The organism is Acinetobacter sp. GFQ9D191M (assembly GCF_011174875.1).
Taxonomy (GTDB): domain Bacteria; phylum Pseudomonadota; class Gammaproteobacteria; order Pseudomonadales; family Moraxellaceae; genus Acinetobacter.
Genome location: NZ_JAALGV010000016.1, coordinates 21607 through 41999, shown reverse-complemented (window position 1 = coordinate 41999; position 20393 = coordinate 21607). Strand labels below are relative to the sequence as shown.

General features: G+C 43.9%; 18 protein-coding genes. 3 read left to right on the top strand and 15 right to left on the bottom strand.

Going from position 1 to position 20393, the window contains the following annotated elements:
• Window positions 1-8: 8 nt before the first annotated feature.
• The 5 genes from glnD to G5T77_RS02625 form a co-directional block, all read right to left on the bottom strand.
• Window positions 9-2675: a [protein-PII] uridylyltransferase gene (gene glnD, locus G5T77_RS02645; protein WP_166136115.1), complete on the bottom strand. Its 2667-nt coding sequence runs from the start codon at window positions 2673-2675 to the stop codon at window positions 9-11.
• Window positions 2676-2698: 23 nt separating this feature from the next.
• A complete protein-coding gene (gene purT / locus G5T77_RS02640) occupies window positions 2699-3913 on the bottom strand; it encodes a formate-dependent phosphoribosylglycinamide formyltransferase (RefSeq protein WP_171521865.1) in 1215 nt (404 codons plus the stop codon).
• Between the two features lie 127 nt (window positions 3914-4040).
• Window positions 4041-4673: a hypothetical protein gene (locus G5T77_RS02635; protein WP_171523031.1), complete on the bottom strand. Its 633-nt coding sequence runs from the start codon at window positions 4671-4673 to the stop codon at window positions 4041-4043.
• Between the two features lie 97 nt (window positions 4674-4770).
• The gene (gene ygaH / locus G5T77_RS02630) at window positions 4771-5118 is read right to left on the bottom strand and encodes an L-valine transporter subunit YgaH (RefSeq protein WP_159123254.1); all 348 of its coding nucleotides are present in this window, start codon (window positions 5116-5118) and stop codon (window positions 4771-4773) included.
• Window positions 5115-5843, bottom strand: a complete 729-nt coding sequence (locus G5T77_RS02625) for an AzlC family ABC transporter permease (protein ID WP_171505577.1) — start codon at window positions 5841-5843, stop codon at window positions 5115-5117. Before G5T77_RS02625 ends, ygaH begins: the two co-directional genes overlap by 4 nt.
• 128 nt (window positions 5844-5971) lie before the next feature.
• Here G5T77_RS02625 and G5T77_RS02620 point away from each other — a divergent pair, with 128 nt between their 5' ends.
• Window positions 5972-6466, top strand: coding sequence for a hypothetical protein (locus G5T77_RS02620; protein ID WP_159123256.1), 495 nt, complete (start codon window positions 5972-5974; stop codon window positions 6464-6466).
• A 527-nt stretch (window positions 6467-6993) separates the two neighbouring features.
• On the opposite strand, the gene G5T77_RS02615 is transcribed toward G5T77_RS02620, so the two are convergent.
• From G5T77_RS02615 to G5T77_RS02575, 9 genes are all read right to left on the bottom strand, one after another.
• Window positions 6994-7608: a superoxide dismutase gene (locus G5T77_RS02615; RefSeq protein ID WP_166136124.1), complete on the bottom strand. Its 615-nt coding sequence runs from the start codon at window positions 7606-7608 to the stop codon at window positions 6994-6996.
• A gap of 213 nt (window positions 7609-7821) precedes the next feature.
• Window positions 7822-8913, bottom strand: a complete 1092-nt coding sequence (ychF, locus tag G5T77_RS02610) for a redox-regulated ATPase YchF (RefSeq protein WP_166136128.1) — start codon at window positions 8911-8913, stop codon at window positions 7822-7824.
• A gap of 111 nt (window positions 8914-9024) precedes the next feature.
• Window positions 9025-9684: a methionine ABC transporter permease gene (locus tag G5T77_RS02605; protein ID WP_159123258.1), complete on the bottom strand. Its 660-nt coding sequence runs from the start codon at window positions 9682-9684 to the stop codon at window positions 9025-9027.
• Window positions 9665-10735 (bottom strand): ATP-binding cassette domain-containing protein, encoded by a 1071-nt coding sequence (locus tag G5T77_RS02600; RefSeq protein ID WP_166136197.1) that lies wholly within the window; start codon window positions 10733-10735, stop codon window positions 9665-9667. Before G5T77_RS02600 ends, G5T77_RS02605 begins: the two co-directional genes overlap by 20 nt.
• Window positions 10736-10745: 10 nt before the next feature.
• Window positions 10746-11588, bottom strand: coding sequence for a MetQ/NlpA family ABC transporter substrate-binding protein (locus G5T77_RS02595; RefSeq protein ID WP_166136131.1), 843 nt, complete (start codon window positions 11586-11588; stop codon window positions 10746-10748).
• 9 nt (window positions 11589-11597) lie between these two features.
• Window positions 11598-12428, bottom strand: a complete 831-nt coding sequence (locus tag G5T77_RS02590; RefSeq protein ID WP_166136134.1) for a MetQ/NlpA family ABC transporter substrate-binding protein — start codon at window positions 12426-12428, stop codon at window positions 11598-11600.
• Window positions 12429-12447: 19 nt separating this feature from the next.
• The gene (locus G5T77_RS02585) at window positions 12448-13872 is read right to left on the bottom strand and encodes an LLM class flavin-dependent oxidoreductase (RefSeq protein WP_166136137.1); all 1425 of its coding nucleotides are present in this window, start codon (window positions 13870-13872) and stop codon (window positions 12448-12450) included.
• Entirely contained in the window at window positions 13872-15095 is a 1224-nt protein-coding gene (locus G5T77_RS02580; RefSeq protein WP_166136140.1) for an SfnB family sulfur acquisition oxidoreductase, read from the bottom strand. The genes G5T77_RS02585 and G5T77_RS02580 overlap by 1 nt, the downstream gene beginning before the upstream one ends.
• 11 nt (window positions 15096-15106) lie before the next feature.
• A complete protein-coding gene (locus G5T77_RS02575; RefSeq protein WP_166136143.1) occupies window positions 15107-16309 on the bottom strand; it encodes an SfnB family sulfur acquisition oxidoreductase in 1203 nt (400 codons plus the stop codon).
• A 381-nt stretch (window positions 16310-16690) separates the two neighbouring features.
• On the opposite strand from G5T77_RS02575, the gene G5T77_RS02570 reads away from it, so the two are divergent.
• On the top strand, window positions 16691-17455 hold the full coding sequence (locus G5T77_RS02570) for a glutathione S-transferase family protein (protein WP_166136146.1): 765 nt from the start codon (window positions 16691-16693) through the stop codon (window positions 17453-17455).
• Window positions 17456-17622: 167 nt separating this feature from the next.
• Here the strand turns inward: G5T77_RS02570 and G5T77_RS17055 are convergent, their stop codons facing one another.
• Window positions 17623-19548 carry a hypothetical protein gene (locus G5T77_RS17055; RefSeq protein ID WP_205683236.1) on the bottom strand — a complete coding sequence of 642 codons (1926 nt, stop codon included), beginning with the start codon at window positions 19546-19548 and terminating at the stop codon, window positions 17623-17625.
• A 360-nt stretch (window positions 19549-19908) separates the two neighbouring features.
• Here G5T77_RS17055 and G5T77_RS02560 point away from each other — a divergent pair, with 360 nt between their 5' ends.
• The gene (locus G5T77_RS02560) at window positions 19909-20379 is read left to right on the top strand and encodes an Lrp/AsnC family transcriptional regulator (RefSeq protein WP_004784091.1); all 471 of its coding nucleotides are present in this window, start codon (window positions 19909-19911) and stop codon (window positions 20377-20379) included.
• The last annotated feature ends 14 nt before the right edge of the window (window positions 20380-20393 follow it).

The following is a 20393-nucleotide window of genomic DNA, read 5'->3' as shown; positions in this document are numbered from 1 at the left end:
GCAGTGTGTTAGTGTTGAGCATTGACCTGATGTGAGGCCTCATCTAGAGCAGCTTTTAATGCCGCTGCAAAATTGTCAGACTCTATTTGGGTCATTGGGCTGCCATCTTTTTTGGTGACAAAGAAAATATCTTCAGCACGTTCGCCAAGCGTAGCAATTTTGGCAGAGTGAATATCCAGACCCTGCATCATAAATAAACCGCCAATTTTCGCAAGTAAACCAGGATGGTCAAGTGTCGCAATTTCAACCATATTCTGGTTTAAAGCTTCATTAAGGGTGATATCGACGGTATTTTCAATATCAAAATGACGTAACTGACGCGGAATCCGGCGCTGCATCAGACCTGGATATTCATCAGAATGACTTAAGGCATCCTGTAAGGCTTCAATGACAGTTGCCTCACGTTCCGGATCGGTCAATAACGTGCCAAAACGGTCAAGGACGACATAGGTATCCAAACTGAAAGCTTTGGTTGCGGTAATAATCCGGGCATCCTGAACGTCCAGATTCATGCGATCCAGAACAGCAACCGTGGTAGCGAACAGATTTGGTTTGTCTTGGGTATAGATGAAGATCTGCACGGCATCCTGTGCATATTTACGATGTGCACGCATTAATACCAATGGTGCAGGATTATCGCCATGTTCCAGAATGGCGCGGGTATGCCAGGCGATTTCATCGGCAGATTCTTTCAGGAAGTAGTCATCGCCCAGTTCCTGCCAGACTTTTTCGACATCATAAAGCGAGAAATGTTCCACTAGACGTTCACTGGCTTCGAACTTGGTATCTTCAATCAGCATCTGGTAATCAACCGGACGGCCCAAGCCAGAACGAATCACATCACGCGCATGCGTATAGAGTTGACGCATCAAAGATGAACGCCAGGTATTCCAGAGTTTTGGATTGGTCGCATTAATATCTGCCACGGTTAGGGTATACAGATAATCCAGATGCTCCATATCTCCCATTTTTTCAGCAAATTCTTTGACCACATCCGGATCGGAAATGTCTTTTTTCTGTGAGGTCACTGACATGGACAAATGGTTTTCAATCAGCCAGGCAACCAGATTGCATTCACGTTCGGTAAAGCCATGGGTACGGCAGAACTGAATCGCATCGGCTGCACCAAGCTCACTATGATCACCGCCACGACCTTTGGCAATGTCATGGAAAATAGCCGCTAGATAAACAATGTCACGACGTGCCAGACGCTGGAACACGGAGCTGACCACTGGGAATTCTTTGGCAAATTCGGGTTCTTTGAAGCGGTTCAGATTGCGGATCAAGAGCAGGGTATGTGCATCCACGGTATAGATATGGAACAGGTCATATTGCATCAAGCCGGTAATCTGTCCGAAAGCCGGAATATATTTGCCCAGAACACCATAACGTTTCATCGCAACTAGCGTTTCGTACAGGCGATGCGGTGAACGAATGATGGCCATAAACAGGGCTTGGTGTACCGCATTATCACGGAAATCCTGATCAATACGTTTAGCTGCCAGGGTAAGCAGACGTAAAGTACGAGCACGAATGCCCTCAATTTCAGGACGATTGGCCAGCAAATAGAAAATTTCCAGAATGGCACTTGGCTTTTCCGAGAAAATCTTGTGATGTTGAACTGCTAACTTGCCATCGACCAGTTTAAAGTTTTCATTAATTTCTTCAATCTGGCGTTCATATTGGGGTAAACGTGGGGTAATGACTGATTCATTAAAATAAGCCAGTAGCATTTCATTCAGAGTCGAAACCTGCTGCGCGCTACGGTAATAGCGCTTCATGAACTGTTCGATTGGATAGTTCGGTGACTGACCTTCTTCACGGGTATAGCCAAACATCGCTGCAATATCCCGTTGATAATCAAACAGCAGGCGGTTTTCATCGCGCTTGGTCAGGCGGTGTAAATGATGACGAATTTCCCAGAGAAAGCTTTCAGCTTCTTCGAGTACGGCAAGTTCAAACTCTGAAATAAAGCCCAGATGCACCAGGTCATAAATACGGTTGACACGGAAATGACGTTTGGCAATCCAGCCAATCTGGTTAATATCACGGATACCGCCCGGTGCATTTTTAATATCCGGTTCCAGATTGCTTTCAGTATTATTGTGCTGAGCATAGCGTTTGTGCTGCTCGTCCATTTTCGCATCAAAAAAGGTTTTATCAGTCCAGGTTTGTGACACGATCCGGCGTGGCCACTTGGTTAAATTTTCATTGCCAATAATCAGACGTGCCTCGATCAAGGACGTCGCTACAGTAAGGTCGCTGCTGGCCTGATTGACACATTCATTGATGGTACGAACACTGATGCCCGGTTTGAAATTGCCCACATCCCAAAGCGAAGAAATAAAGCTGGAGATCAGCTTTTCCTGCTCTGAAGTGAAATCATCTTCTGAGAGGATCATGATATCGACATCTGAATATGGCAGCATTTCGCGGCGGCCATAACCGCCGACTGCGAAAAGCGCCAAATCGGTCTGATCAAGTTCAGCATGATTCCACAGAAATTGCAGGGCTTCATCAATCAGGTTAGAACGGGCCTGAATGATGTCACGGATGGACTGTCCATTTTCAAAACATTCCTGAAGCTGATTTTCTACATCGCTACGCCATTGATTGATCGCTTTGATGTCATTGTGACTTTTAATGTAATTCAGCAGCGGGGAGGTATTGATCATGAACAGTGGTCCGTTGTATTTACTTAATTTTGATGAACATTAACTTGGTCAGCAACCTGTTGAGCCAGCTCGCGAGCCTGTTCAATGCTTTCTGCACGCGCAGTCGCGACACCCATACGGCGGCGTTTAAAACCTTCAGGTTTACCAAACAGGCGTAAATCGGTATCGGCATGGGCTAAAGCAAGATTCAGGCCAGAAAATGAAAGATTGCGATCATCGACACCTGCGTAAATCACGGCACTGGCAGCCACACTATGGCGAGCTGTATTGACTGGTAGGCCTAAAATAGCACGGGCATGCAGTTCAAATTCACTCTGGAACTGGGAAGCTAATGTAACCAGACCAGTGTCATGCGGGCGAGGTGAAACCTCACTAAACCATACTTTGTCGCCTTTGACAAAGAGTTCTACACCAAAAATACCGCAACCGCCCAATGCTGTGGTAACTTTATTCGCGATACGTTTTGATTCTTCCAAAGCTGCCGGGCTCATTGGCTGAGGTTGCCAGCTTTCTACATAGTCACCTGAGTCCTGACGGTGTCCAATCGGATCACAGTAAGAGGTTTCGATTTCGCCAGTTTGAGGATTTTTAGCCCGCACAGTAAGCAGGGTAATTTCAAAATCAAAATCAATCTGTGACTCGACAATCACTTTGCCCTGATTAACTCGACCACCTGTTTGCGCATATTCCCAGGCAGCATCGACTTCTTCAAAACTTTTCACGCGAGATTGGCCTTTACCTGAAGAAGACATCACCGGTTTCACAAAGTTTGGATAACCAATGTCATCACAGGCTGCGCGGAAAGATTCCAGAGAATCGGCGAAGCGATAAGCAGACGTCGGTAAGCCTAGTTCTTCAGCTGCCAGACGACGAATGCCTTCACGGTTCATGGTCAGGTTCACTGCTTTGGCAGAAGGAATTACAGTTGCAATATTCTGTTCTTCGATTTCAACCAATACTTCAGTTGCAATCGCTTCAATTTCAGGAACAATGAGATGCGGCTGAATTTTTTGAATGAGCTGTTTGAGTTCCGCTGCATCTGCCATATTTAAGGCATAAGAAAAATGTGCCACCTGCATGGCAGGAGCATCTGCATAACGATCTGCAGCATGAACTTCTACACCTAAACGTTGCAAGGAAATCACCACTTCCTTACCTAGTTCTCCTGAACCTAGCAATAGAACTTTAAAAGCTGAAGATTGAAGAGGAGTACCAATAGTCACGTTCATGTGTATTATCCATGCTTGATTTTATGGACTTTTAGCATAACAGAACTCAATGCCGAGATAAGCCGAGTTTCATACAAAATTGTGATATTGGCCAGCAGTTTTATTTATAAAAGTTTATAGAGAATCGCATCTGAAATCAGGCAGTTTGCTTTACTGTATTTTTCACAGGGTTTAAATGATAAATCCGGTTTTGCGGATTGAGTTTTTCCATATGCAAAATTTGCTTGTCATTGAGCTGAAGTTGATGGAGAAGTTTCAGACTCTGTATTCTCTTAAAGGCGTAAAAGGGAATGACAAAAGGACAGATAAAACCAAATATCCATAGCAATAAACCAAATCCTGAAAATTGCAGTGCATCGTGGAATACAGTGAAAAAGTGGAATTGATGATTTGACACTGCGACAAGTGCAAAAAATAGAAACAGTAAAATTATACTAAAGCAAAATACATAAATGAGATTTGGAATGCCTTTATGTAACAGGCTCCATCGGCTAAAAATGATTTGTTTAGGATGCAGATGGATCACCTGTTGAGTCTGATTGTAGAGGGCAATGATTTTATTTTTGCCATGCTTCTGAATATAAATGACACAGATATGATCTGCGGGTTCAGCAACCACTTCTACAAAATGACCAGTAAAATTCTGTGCATTGATAAAACATTCAAAATAACAGCCGGGTAATTCGTATTGATTAAAAATAGCTAACATTTCATCACGTCGATGATGAATAAATATTTTCCCTTCGAGCTTTTGCTTTGGCTCGAACATGCCAATATTTTCCTTATTTTTTTCTTCTTATATAAAAAAGACTTATGCCTTTAATTTAGCATAAGTCTTGAATGAGATTTCTAATTTTCTAAAAAGCTTAAAAAGGCACAGAGATATACGTATAAATCAGGCCATAGGTTAAGGCTGCAGTTAAGGTCGCCATGACGATTTTCTTGAACTTAAAATATAGTCCGGCCAGCACAATAAAACCGATCAGCATGGCAAAGCTTTTATCTGGCGTTTCCAATAAGGGCGGTAAGGTCGCCACAACCAGCATGGAACTGATAGCAGCAATCCCAATTGAACCCAAAGCAATTTTCAGCCATAGCGCACCACGTTTTTGCGAACCCTGCTGAAATTTTTGAATTACATAGAAAGGGCCAAAACGTGAGGCAAAATTGGCAATCCCGACAATAATTCCGACCAAGATAATTTCAAGATTCATGATTGATCTCCTGCATATTCAGGATCTGGTTTTTTCAGCACATAGTGCTTGAACAGGCCGGCCAAAATGCCGGAACTGATGCCGATAAAGATCGCAGCGGACAGATCGATAAAATAACAGGCAACTGCTGAGACAATAATCGTGATGGTCACCACAAAGGTGTGTTTCTTTTCAAAGGCTGCCAATAAGAAACTTAAGAACAGGGCAGGTAGCAGGAAATCTAAAGCCGCCTGCAAGAATTGTGGCAAATTACTGACTTGATCAGCAAATAATCCACCTAAAAATGAACCTGTCGCCCAAGACAGCCAGCTAAACAGACTTAGACCTAACATCCATGATTCTGACCATTCTTGGCGCCGTTGCGACAGCTTGATCATACCTGAAGCAAAGACTTCATCAGTAAGACCCCAAGCCCAGACTGCGGTTTTCTTCAGGTTTAAACGATCTTGGATCAGGTTTTGTAAAGCTGGGCCGTATAAAAGATGGCGAATGTCCAAAGCAATCACGGTCAGTGCCGTCATCCAGATCGATGTACCGCTACCAAGTAGTGCTACAACTAAAAACTGACTGGCACCGGCATACATGGAGCAGGATAAAAATAAAGCTTCCCAAGCAGTAAAGCCGAACTGGGTGGCAGAAACGCCAAAGGCAAAGGAGACCGGAAGGTAAGTAAATATAATGGCCTGGCTATCTTTGGCACCTTGCCAGAAACCGGCAGGTTGCATCGCTACTGGATTGTGGTCAGACACAAAACACCTTAAGGGAGAGAGTTAAAACAGGGATTAAATCAAGATTGTGTATTGTACGCGAATTTACTAGCATAGTGCCGAAATGTTTAACTGGCGATTCTGATATGTTGATGTTCAAGACACGTGCAATGCTGGTCGGTGTTTTAATCGGCAGCACCTTATTTCTTCAAGCTTGTGGAAATGACAGTCAAGCGCCAAAGGCCGAAATTAAAGCGGCACCTAAACTCTCCAATGATGCGACGACTTATGCCAATGCTGCATGGCAATTCATGAATGAAGTCGATCCGCTGGTCTATAACAAGGAAATGGAGCAGATCGATGCTCAGGTACGTCAACCGGCCCGTAAATTGAGTACTGACTGGCGCATTAATGTGAAAATGACTGACTCAGTGACGGAAGGAAAATATGCCTTATGTCGCAAAGCTTTAACCAGTCTGGAAATCTGGGCACGTAGCACCGTTGAAAATAGCAGTAGCGTGGCACAAAAACAGGCCGACTATGAGCGTGATAAACAGCAATGTCAGGGAGCTATTGCTCATCCTGAACTGGGAAATACTGATCCAAAGCAGAAAGGTAATGCAGTAGCTGAACAGTCTTAATCGGATTTTATAATCTTCAGGCGGGACTTCGGTTCCGCTTTTTTGTTATAAAAAACGATTCTATTTATATAAATAAACAATAATTAAAATCAAAAAGATTGCCCTGAACCATTAAAAAAGTCCTATAATTGACTCATAATCAAGCGATTTAGAGATAAAAGTTAATTTTTGGAGTCATTTTAAATGTTCAATAAATTGTTTTTAGCGATAAGTATGAGTGCTGTTTTAGTAAGTGGAGTACAAGCTTCTTATGCGTGTGAAGTGGCACCATGTACCAATGGCTTCGATAGCGTCAATGTCTGTGAATTGCGTTCTTAAATTTTAAATCCATCTCCCTATAGAAAAAATTAAACAGCAAAAATTAAAAGAAGCCTCAGAATAAGGCTTCCCATACAATAGACGATCATGTCTTAAAGCAACATGAACAGACGTTCTAGATACAACACTGCTCCGCCCAAAAGTATACTGAGGCCGCAGAGCAAACGTAAAGAGTGCCAAGACATGAGATTACGTCCTACTGTGTTCATTTATGTTGAAAGTGCTTCTAGATAACGGCGATTCACTTCCTTCCAGTTCACAACATTAAAGAAAGCGGCAATATATTCAGGACGACGGTTCTGGTATTTCAAATAGTACGCATGTTCCCAGACATCCAGACCTAGAATCGGGGTATTGCCATGCATGAGGGGTGAGTCCTGATTGGCACTGTTTTCTACAATAATGGTTTGATCAGGTGCCACGCTGAGCCAGGCCCATCCGCTACCAAAACGGGTCAGGGCTGCTTTGGTAAAAGCTTCTTTAAAGGCTTCAAAGCCGCCAAGCTCCTTGTCGATCGCCTGTGCAATTTCACCTTCAGGATTGCCACCTCCACTTGGACTCATTACTGTCCAGAACAGGGAATGGTTGGCATGACCGCCGCCATTATTAATCACATTATTTTTCAGATCTTCAGGGACCTGATTGGCTTTGCTCACCAGTTCTTCTACAGAAAGATCTTCCCATTCTGTGCCTTCAATACCTGCATTGATGTTGTTGATATAAGTTTGATGGTGCTTGGCATGGTGGATTTCCATGGTTTTAGCATCAATATGCGGTTCCAATGCATCATAAGCATAAGGGAGTTCGGGAAGGGTATAGCTCATTTTTAATTGTCCTTAAGCGTGATTGAGTGAGTGGAATTCTCGACTAAATTTTAAAATACGCTTGAGTTGTATTAAATACAATGAGAATTATTATCATTAATGTTATGGGAAGAGATTTTTATAAATAGGATGTAAAGATGCGTATGAGAATAGCAAGAAGCCAAATTTAGTAACAAAAAAGCCCCAGATTTGGGGCTTTTCTTTGGCTTCAACTTATACGTTGAAACGGAAGTGCAGAACGTCACCGTCCTGAACGATATAAGTTTTACCCTCTAGACGCCATTTACCTGCTTCTTTAGCGCCAGCTTCGCCGTTATACTGTACAAAATCATCATAAGCAATACATTCTGCACGGATGAAGCCTTTTTCGAAGTCAGTGTGAATGACACCCGCTGCCTGAGGCGCAGTAGCGCCGACTTTAACCGTCCAGGCGCGAACTTCCTGTACACCGGCAGTGAAGTAAGTTTGTAGGCCAAGCAGTGAATAACCTGCGCGGATCACCACGTTCAGACCTGGCTCTTCCATACCCATTGCTTCCAGGAACTCAGCACGGTCTTCATCTTCAAGCAATGAAATTTCAGCTTCGATCTGGTTGCAAAGCGGAACCACGATTGCATTTTCAGCAGCTGCCAGTTCACGTACCGCATCGAGGTGCGGGTTATTTTCAAAACCGTCTTCTGCCACGTTAGCGATGTACATCGTTGGTTTAAGCGTTAACAAACCAAAGCCACGTACCAGTTTACGTTCGTCATCATCCAGATTTGCTGCACGGGCAGGTTTGCCTTCATCAAGCAAAGGTAGGATTTTTTCAAGAACGGCTTTAGTGGCTACAGCTTCTTTATCGCCACCTTTTGCAGACTTCGCCAGACGAGTCACTGCTTTAGTCACAGTTTCAAGGTCAGCTAGAGCAAGTTCAGTGTTAATCGTTGCGATGTCATCAAGCGGATCAATTTTACCGTTGACGTGAATCACGTTTTCATCTTCGAAACAACGAACAACATGAGCAATTGCATCAGTTTCACGGATATTCGCCAGGAACTGGTTACCCAGACCTTCGCCTTTAGATGCACCAGCAACCAGACCCGCGATGTCCACAAATTCCATGGTAGTTGGTACCATGCGTTGTGGTTTTACGATTTCAGCAAGTTTATCCAAGCGTGGATCTGGTACAGGCACGATACCGGTGTTTGGTTCAATCGTACAGAATGGGAAGTTTTCCGCAGCAATTGCAGCTTTAGTTAATGCATTGAAAAGCGTAGATTTACCAACGTTAGGCAGGCCTACAATACCACAATTAAAACCCATGAAATAACTCACAAAGCGTTATATAAAAATTGCCAGTGATTTTACATGAAAGCCATGACAAAGTCAGGTCATGGCTGGGTGCTTTGTTGAAAACTTATGAAATAGATGTTTTTAAATTTTACGTTTATCGAGCTGATTCGATAGGGTGTCACCAGTGGCCTGAACCAGCATGACCAGAATCACCAGCACCACAATCACCGCCAGCATGATCTGCATGTCAAAACGCTGATAACCATAACGGTAGGCAATGTCGCCCAGACCACCGGCACCAATAGCACCGGCAATTGCTGATGAGTTAATCATGGTCACCAAAGTGACGGTAAAACCGGCCACAATCCCTGGTAAAGCTTCAGGTAATAGCACATGCCAGATAATTTGCTTACGGTTACAGCCAATCGCTTGAGCCGCTTCAATCAGTCCCTGATCTACTTCACGTAAACTCACTTCAGCAATACGCGCAAAGAAAGGAGTCGCGGCCAACGTTAAAGGTACAACTGCTGCCCAGACGCCATAGCTGGTGCCTACAATCCAGCGGGTAAGGGGAATTAAAGCGACCATTAAAATCAGGAAAGGCACCGAACGGGTAATATTTACAATCCAGCCCAGAGCCTGATTAATGGGTTTGGATGGATAGATCCCGTGTTCAGATGTACTGACCAGTACTACTGCCATCGGTAAACCAATCAGAAAGGCAACGATTGCGGATACACCAACCATGATGAGGGTATCGGTGGTTCCTGTTAGTAATAAATCAATGAGTTGGTCGTGCATAGCCAATCACCTCAATCTGTGCAATGTGTTGTTTTAGTTTTTGCTGAAGTAAGTCAGTATCCAGATTTAGATCGGCAACTGCGACAATCAGGCTACCGACCAGATGATTCTGGATGCTGTCGATATGACTTTGATAGAGATGCACCGGATGCTCGAACTGTTCGAAAATCACTTTCAAATCTGGGGAATACTGAACACTAGAGGCATAGCGCAGTTTGATAATGCTATGCGTGGTATCTGTTGTCACTTCAGGACTGATCGAAAATGGCAGTTCCAGCTGTTCCAGATTCAGCAGTTCCTGGGTAATCTGCTGCTGTGGATTGGAAAACACTGACCAGACTTCACCCGCTTCAACAATTTCACCTTTTTCAATCACGACGACTTGATCGCAGATTTCACGAATGACCTGCATTTCATGGGTGATTAGTACAATAGTGATGCCGAGTTTCTGGTTGATTTCTTTCAGTAAAGACAGCACCACTGAGGTACTTTCCGGATCCAGTGCAGAAGTGGCTTCATCACAGAGTAGAATTTCCGGGTGATGCACCAGCGCGCGGGCAATACCGACACGCTGTTTTTGGCCACCGGATAGCTGAGAAGGGTAGTTCTGAGCCTTATCGCTTAAGCCGACCAGTTGCAGCACTTCGTTTACACGCGCATCAATGTCTGATTTTTTATAATTTGCAACTTTTAAAGGCAGAGCTACATTTTCCCAGACGGTTTTGGCAGACATCAGGTTGAAGTGCTGAAAAATCATGCCAATACGCTGACGAAGCTGGATCAGTTCAGCATGGGTTAAGCCAGCCAAATCCTGCTGATGGATATGGATATGACCTTCGCTAATCTGTTCCAGACCATTTAGGGTACGTAGCAGCGAGGATTTCCCCGCACCACTTTTCCCGATAATCCCGAAGATCTTGCCTTCAGGAATATCCAGATTGATGTTTTTCAAGGCATGTACCGATTTGCCTTGTACCTCATAGTATTTATTCAGGTCACGGATTTTGATATGTGGGACGGAAAACGCCACCTGAGAACCAAAACTCACCATAGTATTCACCTTATTTCCAGCCTTCAAACCACATACCAGTACCAAAATCCTGGTCCAGAATTGCTTTGACTTTTTCAGAATTCTGGAAAGCTTTTACGAAAGTCGCCAGTTTCTGGTTTTTATCTTCATAGTCTTTGCGTGTCACAAACAGAATGGCGTATTTCTTGTCGATTGGATCCAGGAACAGAGCATCATGTGGATCTGCTGCTTTAGCAAGTTTTAGATAATGTGGATAACCAAAGATCAGATCAGCTTCATTCAAGGCATGTGCCGTTTGTGGGCCTTCAACTTCAATAAACTGCAACTGTTTAGGATTATTCTTGATGTCCTTAACGGTTGATAATTCATTGTTGATATTTTTCAGTTCAATCAGTTTTGCACGGTTAAGAAGGATCAAGGCACGTGCCAGATTCACCGGATCATTTGGAATGACCACACGGGCATTTTGTGGTAACTCATCCAGCGATTTATATTTCTTAGAATATAAACCGACATGGCTACCCGTACCGGGCGCGAAACTATGTAGATCGAAGTTGGTTTCGCGAATGACATTTCTTAAGTACACACTTTGTTGAAAAAAGTTGACATCAATATCACCGTTTTGTACCGCGACATTGGGTGCATGCCAGTCGGAAAATTCAACCAGTTTCACATTAATACCTTGCGGTTTCAGTTCATCAGCCACACTTTGCAATAAGTCTGCATAAGGTGGGCTAATGCCAATGGTCAGTACATCTTCCTGCTGCTGACCCTTGGTCCAACGGTAAGCCGCCAGACCAAGAATAAGTGCGAGGATGACGCCGCCAATGATCCACTTCTTTGCATTCGAATTTGACGAATTTACTTGTGTCATAACTACACCTTATTTCCAGCCCGGGAACCAGAGTTTCGCACCGAAGTCAGCATCTAATGCTTCCTTCACGCGAGGTGAGTTCTGATAGATTTCAACAAATTTTTTCAGCTTGTCATTTTTGTCCTGATAGTCCTCACGTACCGCAAATAGGATCGCGTAACGGTTGTCTTTGTTAGAGTCAAATAACAACGCTTGTTCTGGATCAGCTGTTTTAGCCAGACGTAGATAGTGCGGGTAACCGAAAGCCAGATCAACATCATCAATGGCACGTGCAGTTTGCGGACCTTCAACTTCAACGAACTGTAGATTCTTCGGATTCGCTGCAATATCTTTCAGGCTAGACAGGTGGTTATTTGGATCTTTCAATGTCACCAGATTCGCTTGTTGTAATAACAGCAGAGCACGGCCCTGGTTGACTGGATCGTTTGGTACTACAACTTTCGCGCCGTCTTTTAGCTTATCCAGACTGTTAATTTTCTTGGAATATAGGCCAACATGCGTCGCTGCACCTTTGGCAAAAGCTTTGATTTTAAAATCAGTTTCTTTTTTAGCATTATCTAAAAACGGCTGATGCTGGAAGAAGTTGGCATCAATATCGCCATGATTCAGGGTGATATTCGGTGTATTCCAGTCCGAGAACTCGACCAGTTTGACATTGATGCCTTGCTGTTTGGCTTCTTCGGCTGCGACTTGTAAAGGTTTAGCGAAGGACGGGCTGATCCCAATCACCAGTTCATCCGAACCGGATTTCTTTTGCTGGTTCCACACCACCAGTCCGATAATCACGGCGGCAATAATCACCCCAATCATGGTGAATTTTGTTTTAGCGGTTTGTGCCATATTGCACCTCAAAATAAATTTATGCTGATTGTTTTTGCTTTAAGTTTGTGTTCGCGGTAGAGGCAGAGTTTTGACATCGGAATTGCTGTACTGGATGCGCGCTAGGTAAGCGGTCACCTTGCTGAAACAGTTTGTGTCTGAAACTGCCTTGTTCATATTCAGTTTTATAGCGTCCGCGCTGCTGTAATTCAGGAATCACAAATTGGATAAAATCCTGATGCGATTCAGGTGCCACCGTGCGGGTCAGGTTGAAGCCATCAATACCAGTTTCATCAATCAGCTGAATCAGTTTTTCTGCCACCGTTGCGCCACTACCTACGATCAGTGGATAACGACCACCCAGCTCATGTTGAGCTTTTAGGTCATTGGGTGTGATCTGTTGCTCTTTGAATTTGTCATTAACCGTCGCAATACTATTGGTCTTCTTGTAAGGAATTGGTTCATCATCAGCAAATTTGGACAGGTCAATGCCAACTGAGCTGGAATAATGTGCAAGACCTGCTTCAGGGCTGGCATAGGCGCGATATTCATCCAGCTTTTGCTGTGCTAGTTCATCCGTTGCTGCAGTGACCACGGTAATGCCGACAAAAATCTTGATCGCTTCAGGATCACGACCTTGTTCAGTGGCCTGACGACGAATCTGATCCACCTGTTTTTTGATTTTGTCTGGATGATCTCCGCCAATAAACATGCCTTCAGCATGCTGGGTGGCAAAAGCCATACCACGCGGTGAAGCCCCTGCCTGGAACAGCACCGGCGTACGTTGAACAGAAGGGGAAACCTGGAATACACCCTGGCTGCGATAGAACTGGCCCTGATGATTGATCTGATGAACCTTGGCTGGATCAGTAAAAATTCGATTTTGCTTATCTTTTAAAACCGCATTATCTTCCCAAGAGCCTTCCCAGAACTTGTAACACAGTTGTAAAAATTCCTCAGCCTGTTCATAACGCAGGTCATGATCTTTCAAACCATTTTCACCAATCAGGCGCTGCGCACTGTCTAGATAACCCGTGACAATATTCCAGCCGATACGGCCATGGGTCAGGTGATCCAGACTGGCAAAGCGGCGGGCGAACTGATATGGCGATTCATAGCTGAGATTCACCGTGACACCAAAACCGAGATTCTCAGTGACTGCTGCCATGGCAGATACCAACGTGCTTGGGTCATGGCTGGGTAACTGAATGGATTCTCTTAGAGTCAGGTCAATGCCGTTCTGATAGACATCATAGACTCCGGTAATGTCGGCAATGAACAGGCCGTCAAACAGACCTTTTTCCAGCGTTTTCGCCAGATCAGTCCAGTAGCTCAGTTCATTAAAACGGTGTGATTCATCCCGCGGATGAGCCCACAAGCCATGATTGATATGACCCACGCAGTTCATATCAAAAGCGTTCAGCAGGATTTTTTTAGTTTTCGAGTTTGTTGTAGTCTTTGTCATTACAATGTCCCCCGGCGTGGAGGCAGAACACCATTCAGCAAATAATTGGCGATAAAATAGTATTTCCATCGTGAAGCATCATGCAGGGTATGCACGCGGGCATTACGCCAGAAACGATCCAAGCCATCTTCGCGCTGGCTACCACGACTGCCAGCCAGTTCAATCAGCTTCGATGATGCTTTTAATGCGGTTTCAGAACTGTGTGCACGCACTTTGGCTACATCTAGAGAGGCTTTGGCAACACTGACCTCAGTCGGAGCAACCTTGGCGGCATCAACAGAGCGGGCGGCCTGTTTGAGTAACACTTCAGAAGCACGCACATCAGCTACCACACGGCCCAGTTCAAGTTTGGTCAGCGGATCATCGGTGGCCTTGTCCACACCAGAATCAATCCACGGACGCGCCTGACGTACACGGTCCAAGGTTTCCTCAAATGCAGCACGGGCAATGCCGGTTTCAATGGAGGCATGTAGCAATTGTGCGAAAGGACCGGAAATGGTTGGGCGGGAATAGGCCTTATCAAAACGTACCACATCTTCCTCAAGCACCTGCACGTTGTCGAATTTCACCGTGCCGCTGCCAGTGGTACGCTGGCCAAAACCGCTCCAGTCATCAATCAGGGTCAGACCTTCACTGTCACGTGGGACAAAGGCCAGGAATTGCTGTTCGCTTTCATGCACGACCAGTGTCGGAATGCGGTGCGCAAACAGGCTGCCGGTGCAATAGAATTTTTCGCCGTTAATGACATAACCTTGCTCGGTTTTGCGAATCGCAGTTTGGCGCTGTGCAGCAGTCTTGGTCTTGAATTCAGCCAAGGCATTACCAAAACGAGCACCTTTTAAGACTTCGGCATAGAGTTTCTGTTTTTGTTCCTCCGTGCCGTTATTGCGCAGGATTTCCAGACCATAGAAATGGTTTTGCGGAATCTGACCGATTGATCCATCCACACCGCTCATCAGGGCAATCACTTGTGCCACCGTATAGCTAGATACTTCTGCACCACCATATTCTTTAGGTACAGTAATCGCCCAGAGTCCGGACTGGCTATAAGCCTCGATTTCTTCGAAAGGCAGAATACGTTCAGCATCACGTTGTACTGAATTAATCTTGAACTGCTCTGCCAGATTATGGGCAATTTCTAGTGCTTCTTCATCAGATTTGATGATGTGCGCATGTGCCAGCTGTTCTGACTGCAATGGACTAATGTTTTGAAATGAAGTCATGGCAAATATCCTTAAATCCAGGCGTGGCGGGCAGGGAGTTTATGATTTAGGTAATAATCCCCAAGTGCATGCAGCTTCCAGCGAATCGGGTCATGCAAGGTATGCACACGGGCATTACGCCAATGCTGATCCAGATTGTGCTGACTGAGGCTGGAGCGACTTCCACCCAATTCCAGTAATTTTTCCGAGATATGTAGCGCAGCATCGTTGGCATAGACCTTGGCTTCAGCCACTAGAATTGAGGCTTTGGCTGCCTGCTCATCAGTCACAGATTCCAGCTGATCCAGTTCATCCAGATATTCAGCGGCTTCATCCAGCAGTAAAATCGCGGCATCGAGCAGCACAGATGATTTGCCAACTTCCTGCAGGGTATAATGTTCTAAGCTGGCTTTTTCGACTTGAGCATCGACAATTGGACGTGCTTTTTGTACGGCAGTCAGCGTATCGGCAAAAGCAGCTTCGGCAATGCCGACATCAATCGCGACCTGCATCAATTGGGAATAGGCACCGCGGTAGCTTGGTTGATTTCCTAACAGACGCTCATCAAAAATCAATAGCGGATCAACTTCGACATGCTGAAGTTTGACGGTACCACTCGAAGTCGTGCGTTGACCAAAGCCATTCCAATTGTCGATCACTTCCACACCTTCAGCATTGCGGTCGATAATGGTTAGTACTACATGGCCTTCTGGATGAATCGCTTTAATCGCTAACCAGTGCGCGAAGCTACTACCAGTTGAATAGAATTTCTCGCCATCCACAAAATAGCGGCCATTTTCAAATGTTAAAGTGGTGGCAAGCGTCTTGGTATCTTTGGTATTGCGCTCTGGACCGCCATTCGCCAGACGCTTACCTTTTAGAATTTCGTTATAAATAAACTGTTTTTGTTCTTCTGTGCCCATGATCTCGATCATGTTGAGTAATGCGATCTGGTTCTGCGGAATTTGCCCGACACTTGAGTCAGCCTTATTAATAATCCGGAATACATGAGCCAGGGTTTTATTGGCAACAAATGCACCGCCGTACTGTTTCGGAATACGCATGCCGCCCAGGCCTTTCTGGCTGAACAGGTCAATCTCAGCAAAAGGTAATAGACGTTGCTGATCACGCTGATTACGGCCTTCCAGGGCAAAGTCTGCAACCTGATAAGCAGCATTAATCGCGTCGAGATCATTTTCGATGATATGAACTTTTTCAGAAGTTAAACGAGACATAATGACATCCTAAATCGATGCCAAAACGTTACAGCGAAAGCTTTATGTAATTAAGCAATTGCTTTTGCAAAGCTTATAAAAAAAGCTCTTTAAGATAAAAACTGCTAGATTCTTATAAATTTGGAATATAGTAACTGATTAAAATTAAATAGATTTTGAATAATTTCTTAATTTTAATAGATGTTTTTAAAGCAGTGCATATCTGCTTTATAGATAATCAAGACAAAAAAATGTATAAAAATACTCATCGCCGTGTTGAATAAGCAACATCTTTATTTTGAATAAAAAGTTCATTGTATTTCTAGTCTGGGGTGACTAAAGTATCCGACTAAATTAGATGGTTTTAATGCGATCTAACCTAAATACAAGCATGGAGAATTTATGCGCATCTTATACCAGTTTCCACTTTCTCATTTTTGTGAAAAGGCACGCTGGATGCTGGATTACAAAGAGCTGGAATATGTCGCGCAAAACCTCATGCCGGGTGCCCATCGTGCCTTTGCCCGCCTGAAAACTGGACAAAACCGTTTACCGATTCTGCGTGATCAGGAACGGTGGATTGCGGATTCGACCAAAATCGCTCTATATCTGGATGAGCAATATCCTGAACACCGTCTGCTACCTGCAGAAGCAAGCTTGCGTCAGCAGGCACTAGATATTGATGAAATCACCCAGGAATTAGGCCGCCATGTGCGTCGCTGGATGCTGGCTCAGGCTTTATCGCATGATCATGAATCGATGGATATTCTGATTGGAGAAAAAGGCTATCTGCGTCAGTTTGAAAAATTCTCCAAGCCATTGCTAAAAACCATTTTGACCAAGGGTTATGCCTTAACTGAAGAAACACTGGAACAGTCCAAACAATTTATCAAGGATTCGGTTGAGCAGCTTAATCAGATCCGTATGGAAAAAGAAGGACCTTATCTCGTCGGTTCGCGTTTCTCTCTGGCCGATATTGCTGTCTGTTCGATTCTGGCCCCTCTATTGGCTATTCCGGGAACGCCGTGGGAGAGGGAAAGCTTTGAATCGATGTCGGATGAATACCGGGAATATCAAAGTCATCTGGCTGAGTTGCCATTAGGGCAATATATTCAAAAGATGTATCGTAATGAGCGCAATGCCCGTGTTGATTGGCGCGGTGTATAAAATTAAAAATGAAATAAAAAAACGCGCATAAAGCGCGTTTTTTTATGAGATTAGAATTAACTCCAAGGGCTGGTTTGATCAATATCACTTGTTTTACTGAAGCCACTGAGCAGTGAGCTAAAGTCAAACTTCGGCAGGGAACTACCACTTGAGAGATTGGTAATAGTTTATTTAATGGTTGGGAGGATTTCAGTAATGCTGATATTCGTAGCCGTATCAGTATTACTAATGCCGGAAATCAATTTGCTAAGATCAGGCAGTTGTAGGGACGAGTTGTTACCGACTAAATTGCCAAGACTATCCGTGAATGCATCCAGACCTAAACCCTCTAAGCTTGGCACGCCAGAACCGAGTGACCCGAGCAGGTCGCCAATTTCAGGAAACTGAACACCATCCAGAAGATCCGAGAATTGACCTTCGCTATCAATCAGCGCAATCACTGGTTTTAGTGCTGTAATCACATTGTTGAGGTCGCTGGATAAGGTGAGCAGTAATGGGTTATTCACAAAATCCAGCACCACTTGTACGCCATTCAAGACATCGTAAAGAGAATTCACGATTTCTGCCTGATCAGCGTCAAGAACGTCACTATTCGCTAATAGATTCAACAGTGGATTGATGCCTTTTAGTACATCCGCGATGGTGTCTGGCACATTACCTGAACCTGCAGAACTGATTGCAGATACCAATGTAGTCACACTACCAACCACTGTTGGTAAAACTTGGGTAAGTTGATCCATATCAATGGATGAGTTACCTGTATCAATCGATGCAAGCAGTGGCATCAGGCTTTGCGTTACAGTTTGCGCAATGGTGCCCGTATCGATATTGCCTGAATTGCTGATTAGACCACTGAGCAAATTGGTAATAGCACCGATATCAAGGTCACTGCTTGCATTGCTCATTAGGTTACTGGCTAACAGATTGACTGAACTGGTATCTAAACTACCTGTTGAGCCACCGATCAATCCGCTGATCAAGTCAACAATTGCACCGATGTCGAGATCACTAGCGGCATTGCCACTGATGAGACCACCGACTAGGTTGGCAATTTGACCAATATCTACATCGCCAAGTCCGCCAGAACCACCAATTAAGTCACTAACCAGTTCAGCAATTTGTGCGATATCAATATCGCCACCTTGAATCAAGCCACCGACGAGGCCTGCAATTGCTCCGATATTAATACCATCAAATCCGCTAGAGCCACCGATTAAGCCGCTAACTAGTTGAGCGATTTGCGTAATATCAATGTCACCGCCTTGAATCAAGCCGCCGACTAGACCCGCTATTGCGCCGATATCAATGCCGCCTAATCCACCAGAACCACCAATTAAACCACTAGCCAGTTCAGCAATTTGAGCAATATCGATATCGCCATTACCACCAATAAGGTTGCTAACTAAGCCAGCGATTGAACCTATATCAATACCATTAAGTCCACTAGAGCCACCAATCAGACCGCTCAATAGTTGGGTGATTTGAGTAATATCAATATCACCACCTTGGATGAGACCACTGACGATACCGACGATGGCACCAATGTCTGTTCCACCAAGACCACCAGTACCTCCAATCCGGCCACTCAGCAGTTGAGTGATTTGGGTAAGATCAAGGTCGCCACCTTGCAATAAGTTGCCAGCCAGTTCAGCAATTTTACTAAGATCTAGATTACCAGTACTGCCACCCATCAATCCACTGACCAATTTGATAACTGCATTTAAATCCAGGGTTGATGTATTACTACCCATTAAACTGCCAAGCAGATTGCTGATTGAACCTATGTCAAAACTGCCACCATTGGCTTTCGTTAATTGGCTAATTAAACTGTTGATATCAAGTTTAGAAGCATTTGAGCCTGTAAATTGGCTAATTAAATCAGTGAGGGAACTGGAAGCTAAACTCTTGCCAGAAAGCAGGCTGTTTAAGAGAGAATCTAGGGAAGGGGTAGAGGGGGTAGAACCTGTAATAGAACCAATAATGCCAGAAAGACTGCCACCCAATAAACCACCAAGTAAACTCGTATTTTGTATCTCTGTCGTGAGCACTGGACTGAGTTTAGTTTTAATTGAACTAAGAATACTAAAAGCCATAATCGTTTTGCGAATTTTTATCTTGTTATGTTTGTTGTGTGTTTTAGATAAAACGCTCAATTCTTATTCAATTTCTATACAAGTGTAAATCTAAGTTGGATTAATCATGCTTTGAAAATCCAGTTATCAGCGTCATAGTATTTATTCATAAATAGTTTAGTGATAAATAAGAATGATTTATTTAAAAGCGTCGCTTATCGAAAATTTGTTTTATACGACGAATGACCATAAGCATGACTTAAAACTGGTCATTGAGAGGGGTCTGGCATTTTTTTTCAAATAACTGGTAATTTACGAAAAATTTATCAATACTATCAGCAAAACAATGATGTATTTGAATAAAATGGCAAGAGATTAAAGATGGAATTAGATCGTTTTGATAAGCACATTCTTGAAATTTTGACCCATGAAGATGTCAATCTGAATGAACTCTCGGAGAGAGTAAATTTATCTGTGAGTTCGGTACACCGCAGGATCAAGCATTTGATCGATCATAATATTATCAGTGGCTTGAAGCGCGAGATTAATTATCAAAAATTGGGCTTTAGCCTGCATGTGCTGTTGCAGGTTTCCTTGAGTAAGCATGATAGCGATACTTTTGCCAAATTTTTAGAAGAATTAGAAAATATTCCGGAAGTCATTAACGCTTTCCTTGTGACAGGGCAGTCTGCGGATTTTATTGTCGAAGTTGTGGCACGTGATATGGAAAATTATAGTCAGATTCTATTAAGCCGAATCGGCAAGATCGAGCATGTCGTAGCGCTGCATTCCAGCTTCGTGATTAAGGAATATAATGTCTTTAACTGTAGTGGTCTTTTAAATAAGGTTTAAAATTCCAGGCTTTT

Bases quoted from the DNA above. Each gene is read 5' to 3' on its own strand.
- G5T77_RS02625 (WP_171505577.1), bottom strand. From the start codon at position 5,843: ATGCAACCTGCCGGTTTCTGGCAAGGTGCCAAAGATAGCCAGGCCATT.
- G5T77_RS02590 (WP_166136134.1), bottom strand. From the start codon at position 12,428: ATGGCACAAACCGCTAAAACAAAATTCACCATGATTGGGGTGATTATT.
- G5T77_RS02605 (WP_159123258.1), bottom strand. From the start codon at position 9,684: ATGCACGACCAACTCATTGATTTATTACTAACAGGAACCACCGATACC.
- G5T77_RS02575 (WP_166136143.1), bottom strand. From the start codon at position 16,309: ATGTCTCGTTTAACTTCTGAAAAAGTTCATATCATCGAAAATGATCTC.
- glnD (WP_166136115.1), bottom strand. From the start codon at position 2,675: ATGATCAATACCTCCCCGCTGCTGAATTACATTAAAAGTCACAATGAC.
- G5T77_RS02585 (WP_166136137.1), bottom strand. From the start codon at position 13,872: ATGACAAAGACTACAACAAACTCGAAAACTAAAAAAATCCTGCTGAAC.
- G5T77_RS02600 (WP_166136197.1), bottom strand. From the start codon at position 10,735: ATGGTGAGTTTTGGTTCTCAGGTGGCGTTTTCCGTCCCACATATCAAA.
- G5T77_RS02615 (WP_166136124.1), bottom strand. From the start codon at position 7,608: ATGAGCTATACCCTTCCCGAACTCCCTTATGCTTATGATGCATTGGAA.
- ychF (WP_166136128.1), bottom strand. From the start codon at position 8,913: ATGGGTTTTAATTGTGGTATTGTAGGCCTGCCTAACGTTGGTAAATCT.
- G5T77_RS02620 (WP_159123256.1), top strand. From the start codon at position 5,972: ATGTTGATGTTCAAGACACGTGCAATGCTGGTCGGTGTTTTAATCGGC.
- G5T77_RS02570 (WP_166136146.1), top strand. From the start codon at position 16,691: ATGCGCATCTTATACCAGTTTCCACTTTCTCATTTTTGTGAAAAGGCA.
- G5T77_RS02560 (WP_004784091.1), top strand. From the start codon at position 19,909: ATGGAATTAGATCGTTTTGATAAGCACATTCTTGAAATTTTGACCCAT.
- G5T77_RS17055 (WP_205683236.1), bottom strand. From the start codon at position 19,548: ATGGCTTTTAGTATTCTTAGTTCAATTAAAACTAAACTCAGTCCAGTG.
- G5T77_RS02635 (WP_171523031.1), bottom strand. From the start codon at position 4,673: ATGTTCGAGCCAAAGCAAAAGCTCGAAGGGAAAATATTTATTCATCAT.
- G5T77_RS02580 (WP_166136140.1), bottom strand. From the start codon at position 15,095: ATGACTTCATTTCAAAACATTAGTCCATTGCAGTCAGAACAGCTGGCA.
- ygaH (WP_159123254.1), bottom strand. From the start codon at position 5,118: ATGAATCTTGAAATTATCTTGGTCGGAATTATTGTCGGGATTGCCAAT.
- G5T77_RS02595 (WP_166136131.1), bottom strand. From the start codon at position 11,588: ATGACACAAGTAAATTCGTCAAATTCGAATGCAAAGAAGTGGATCATT.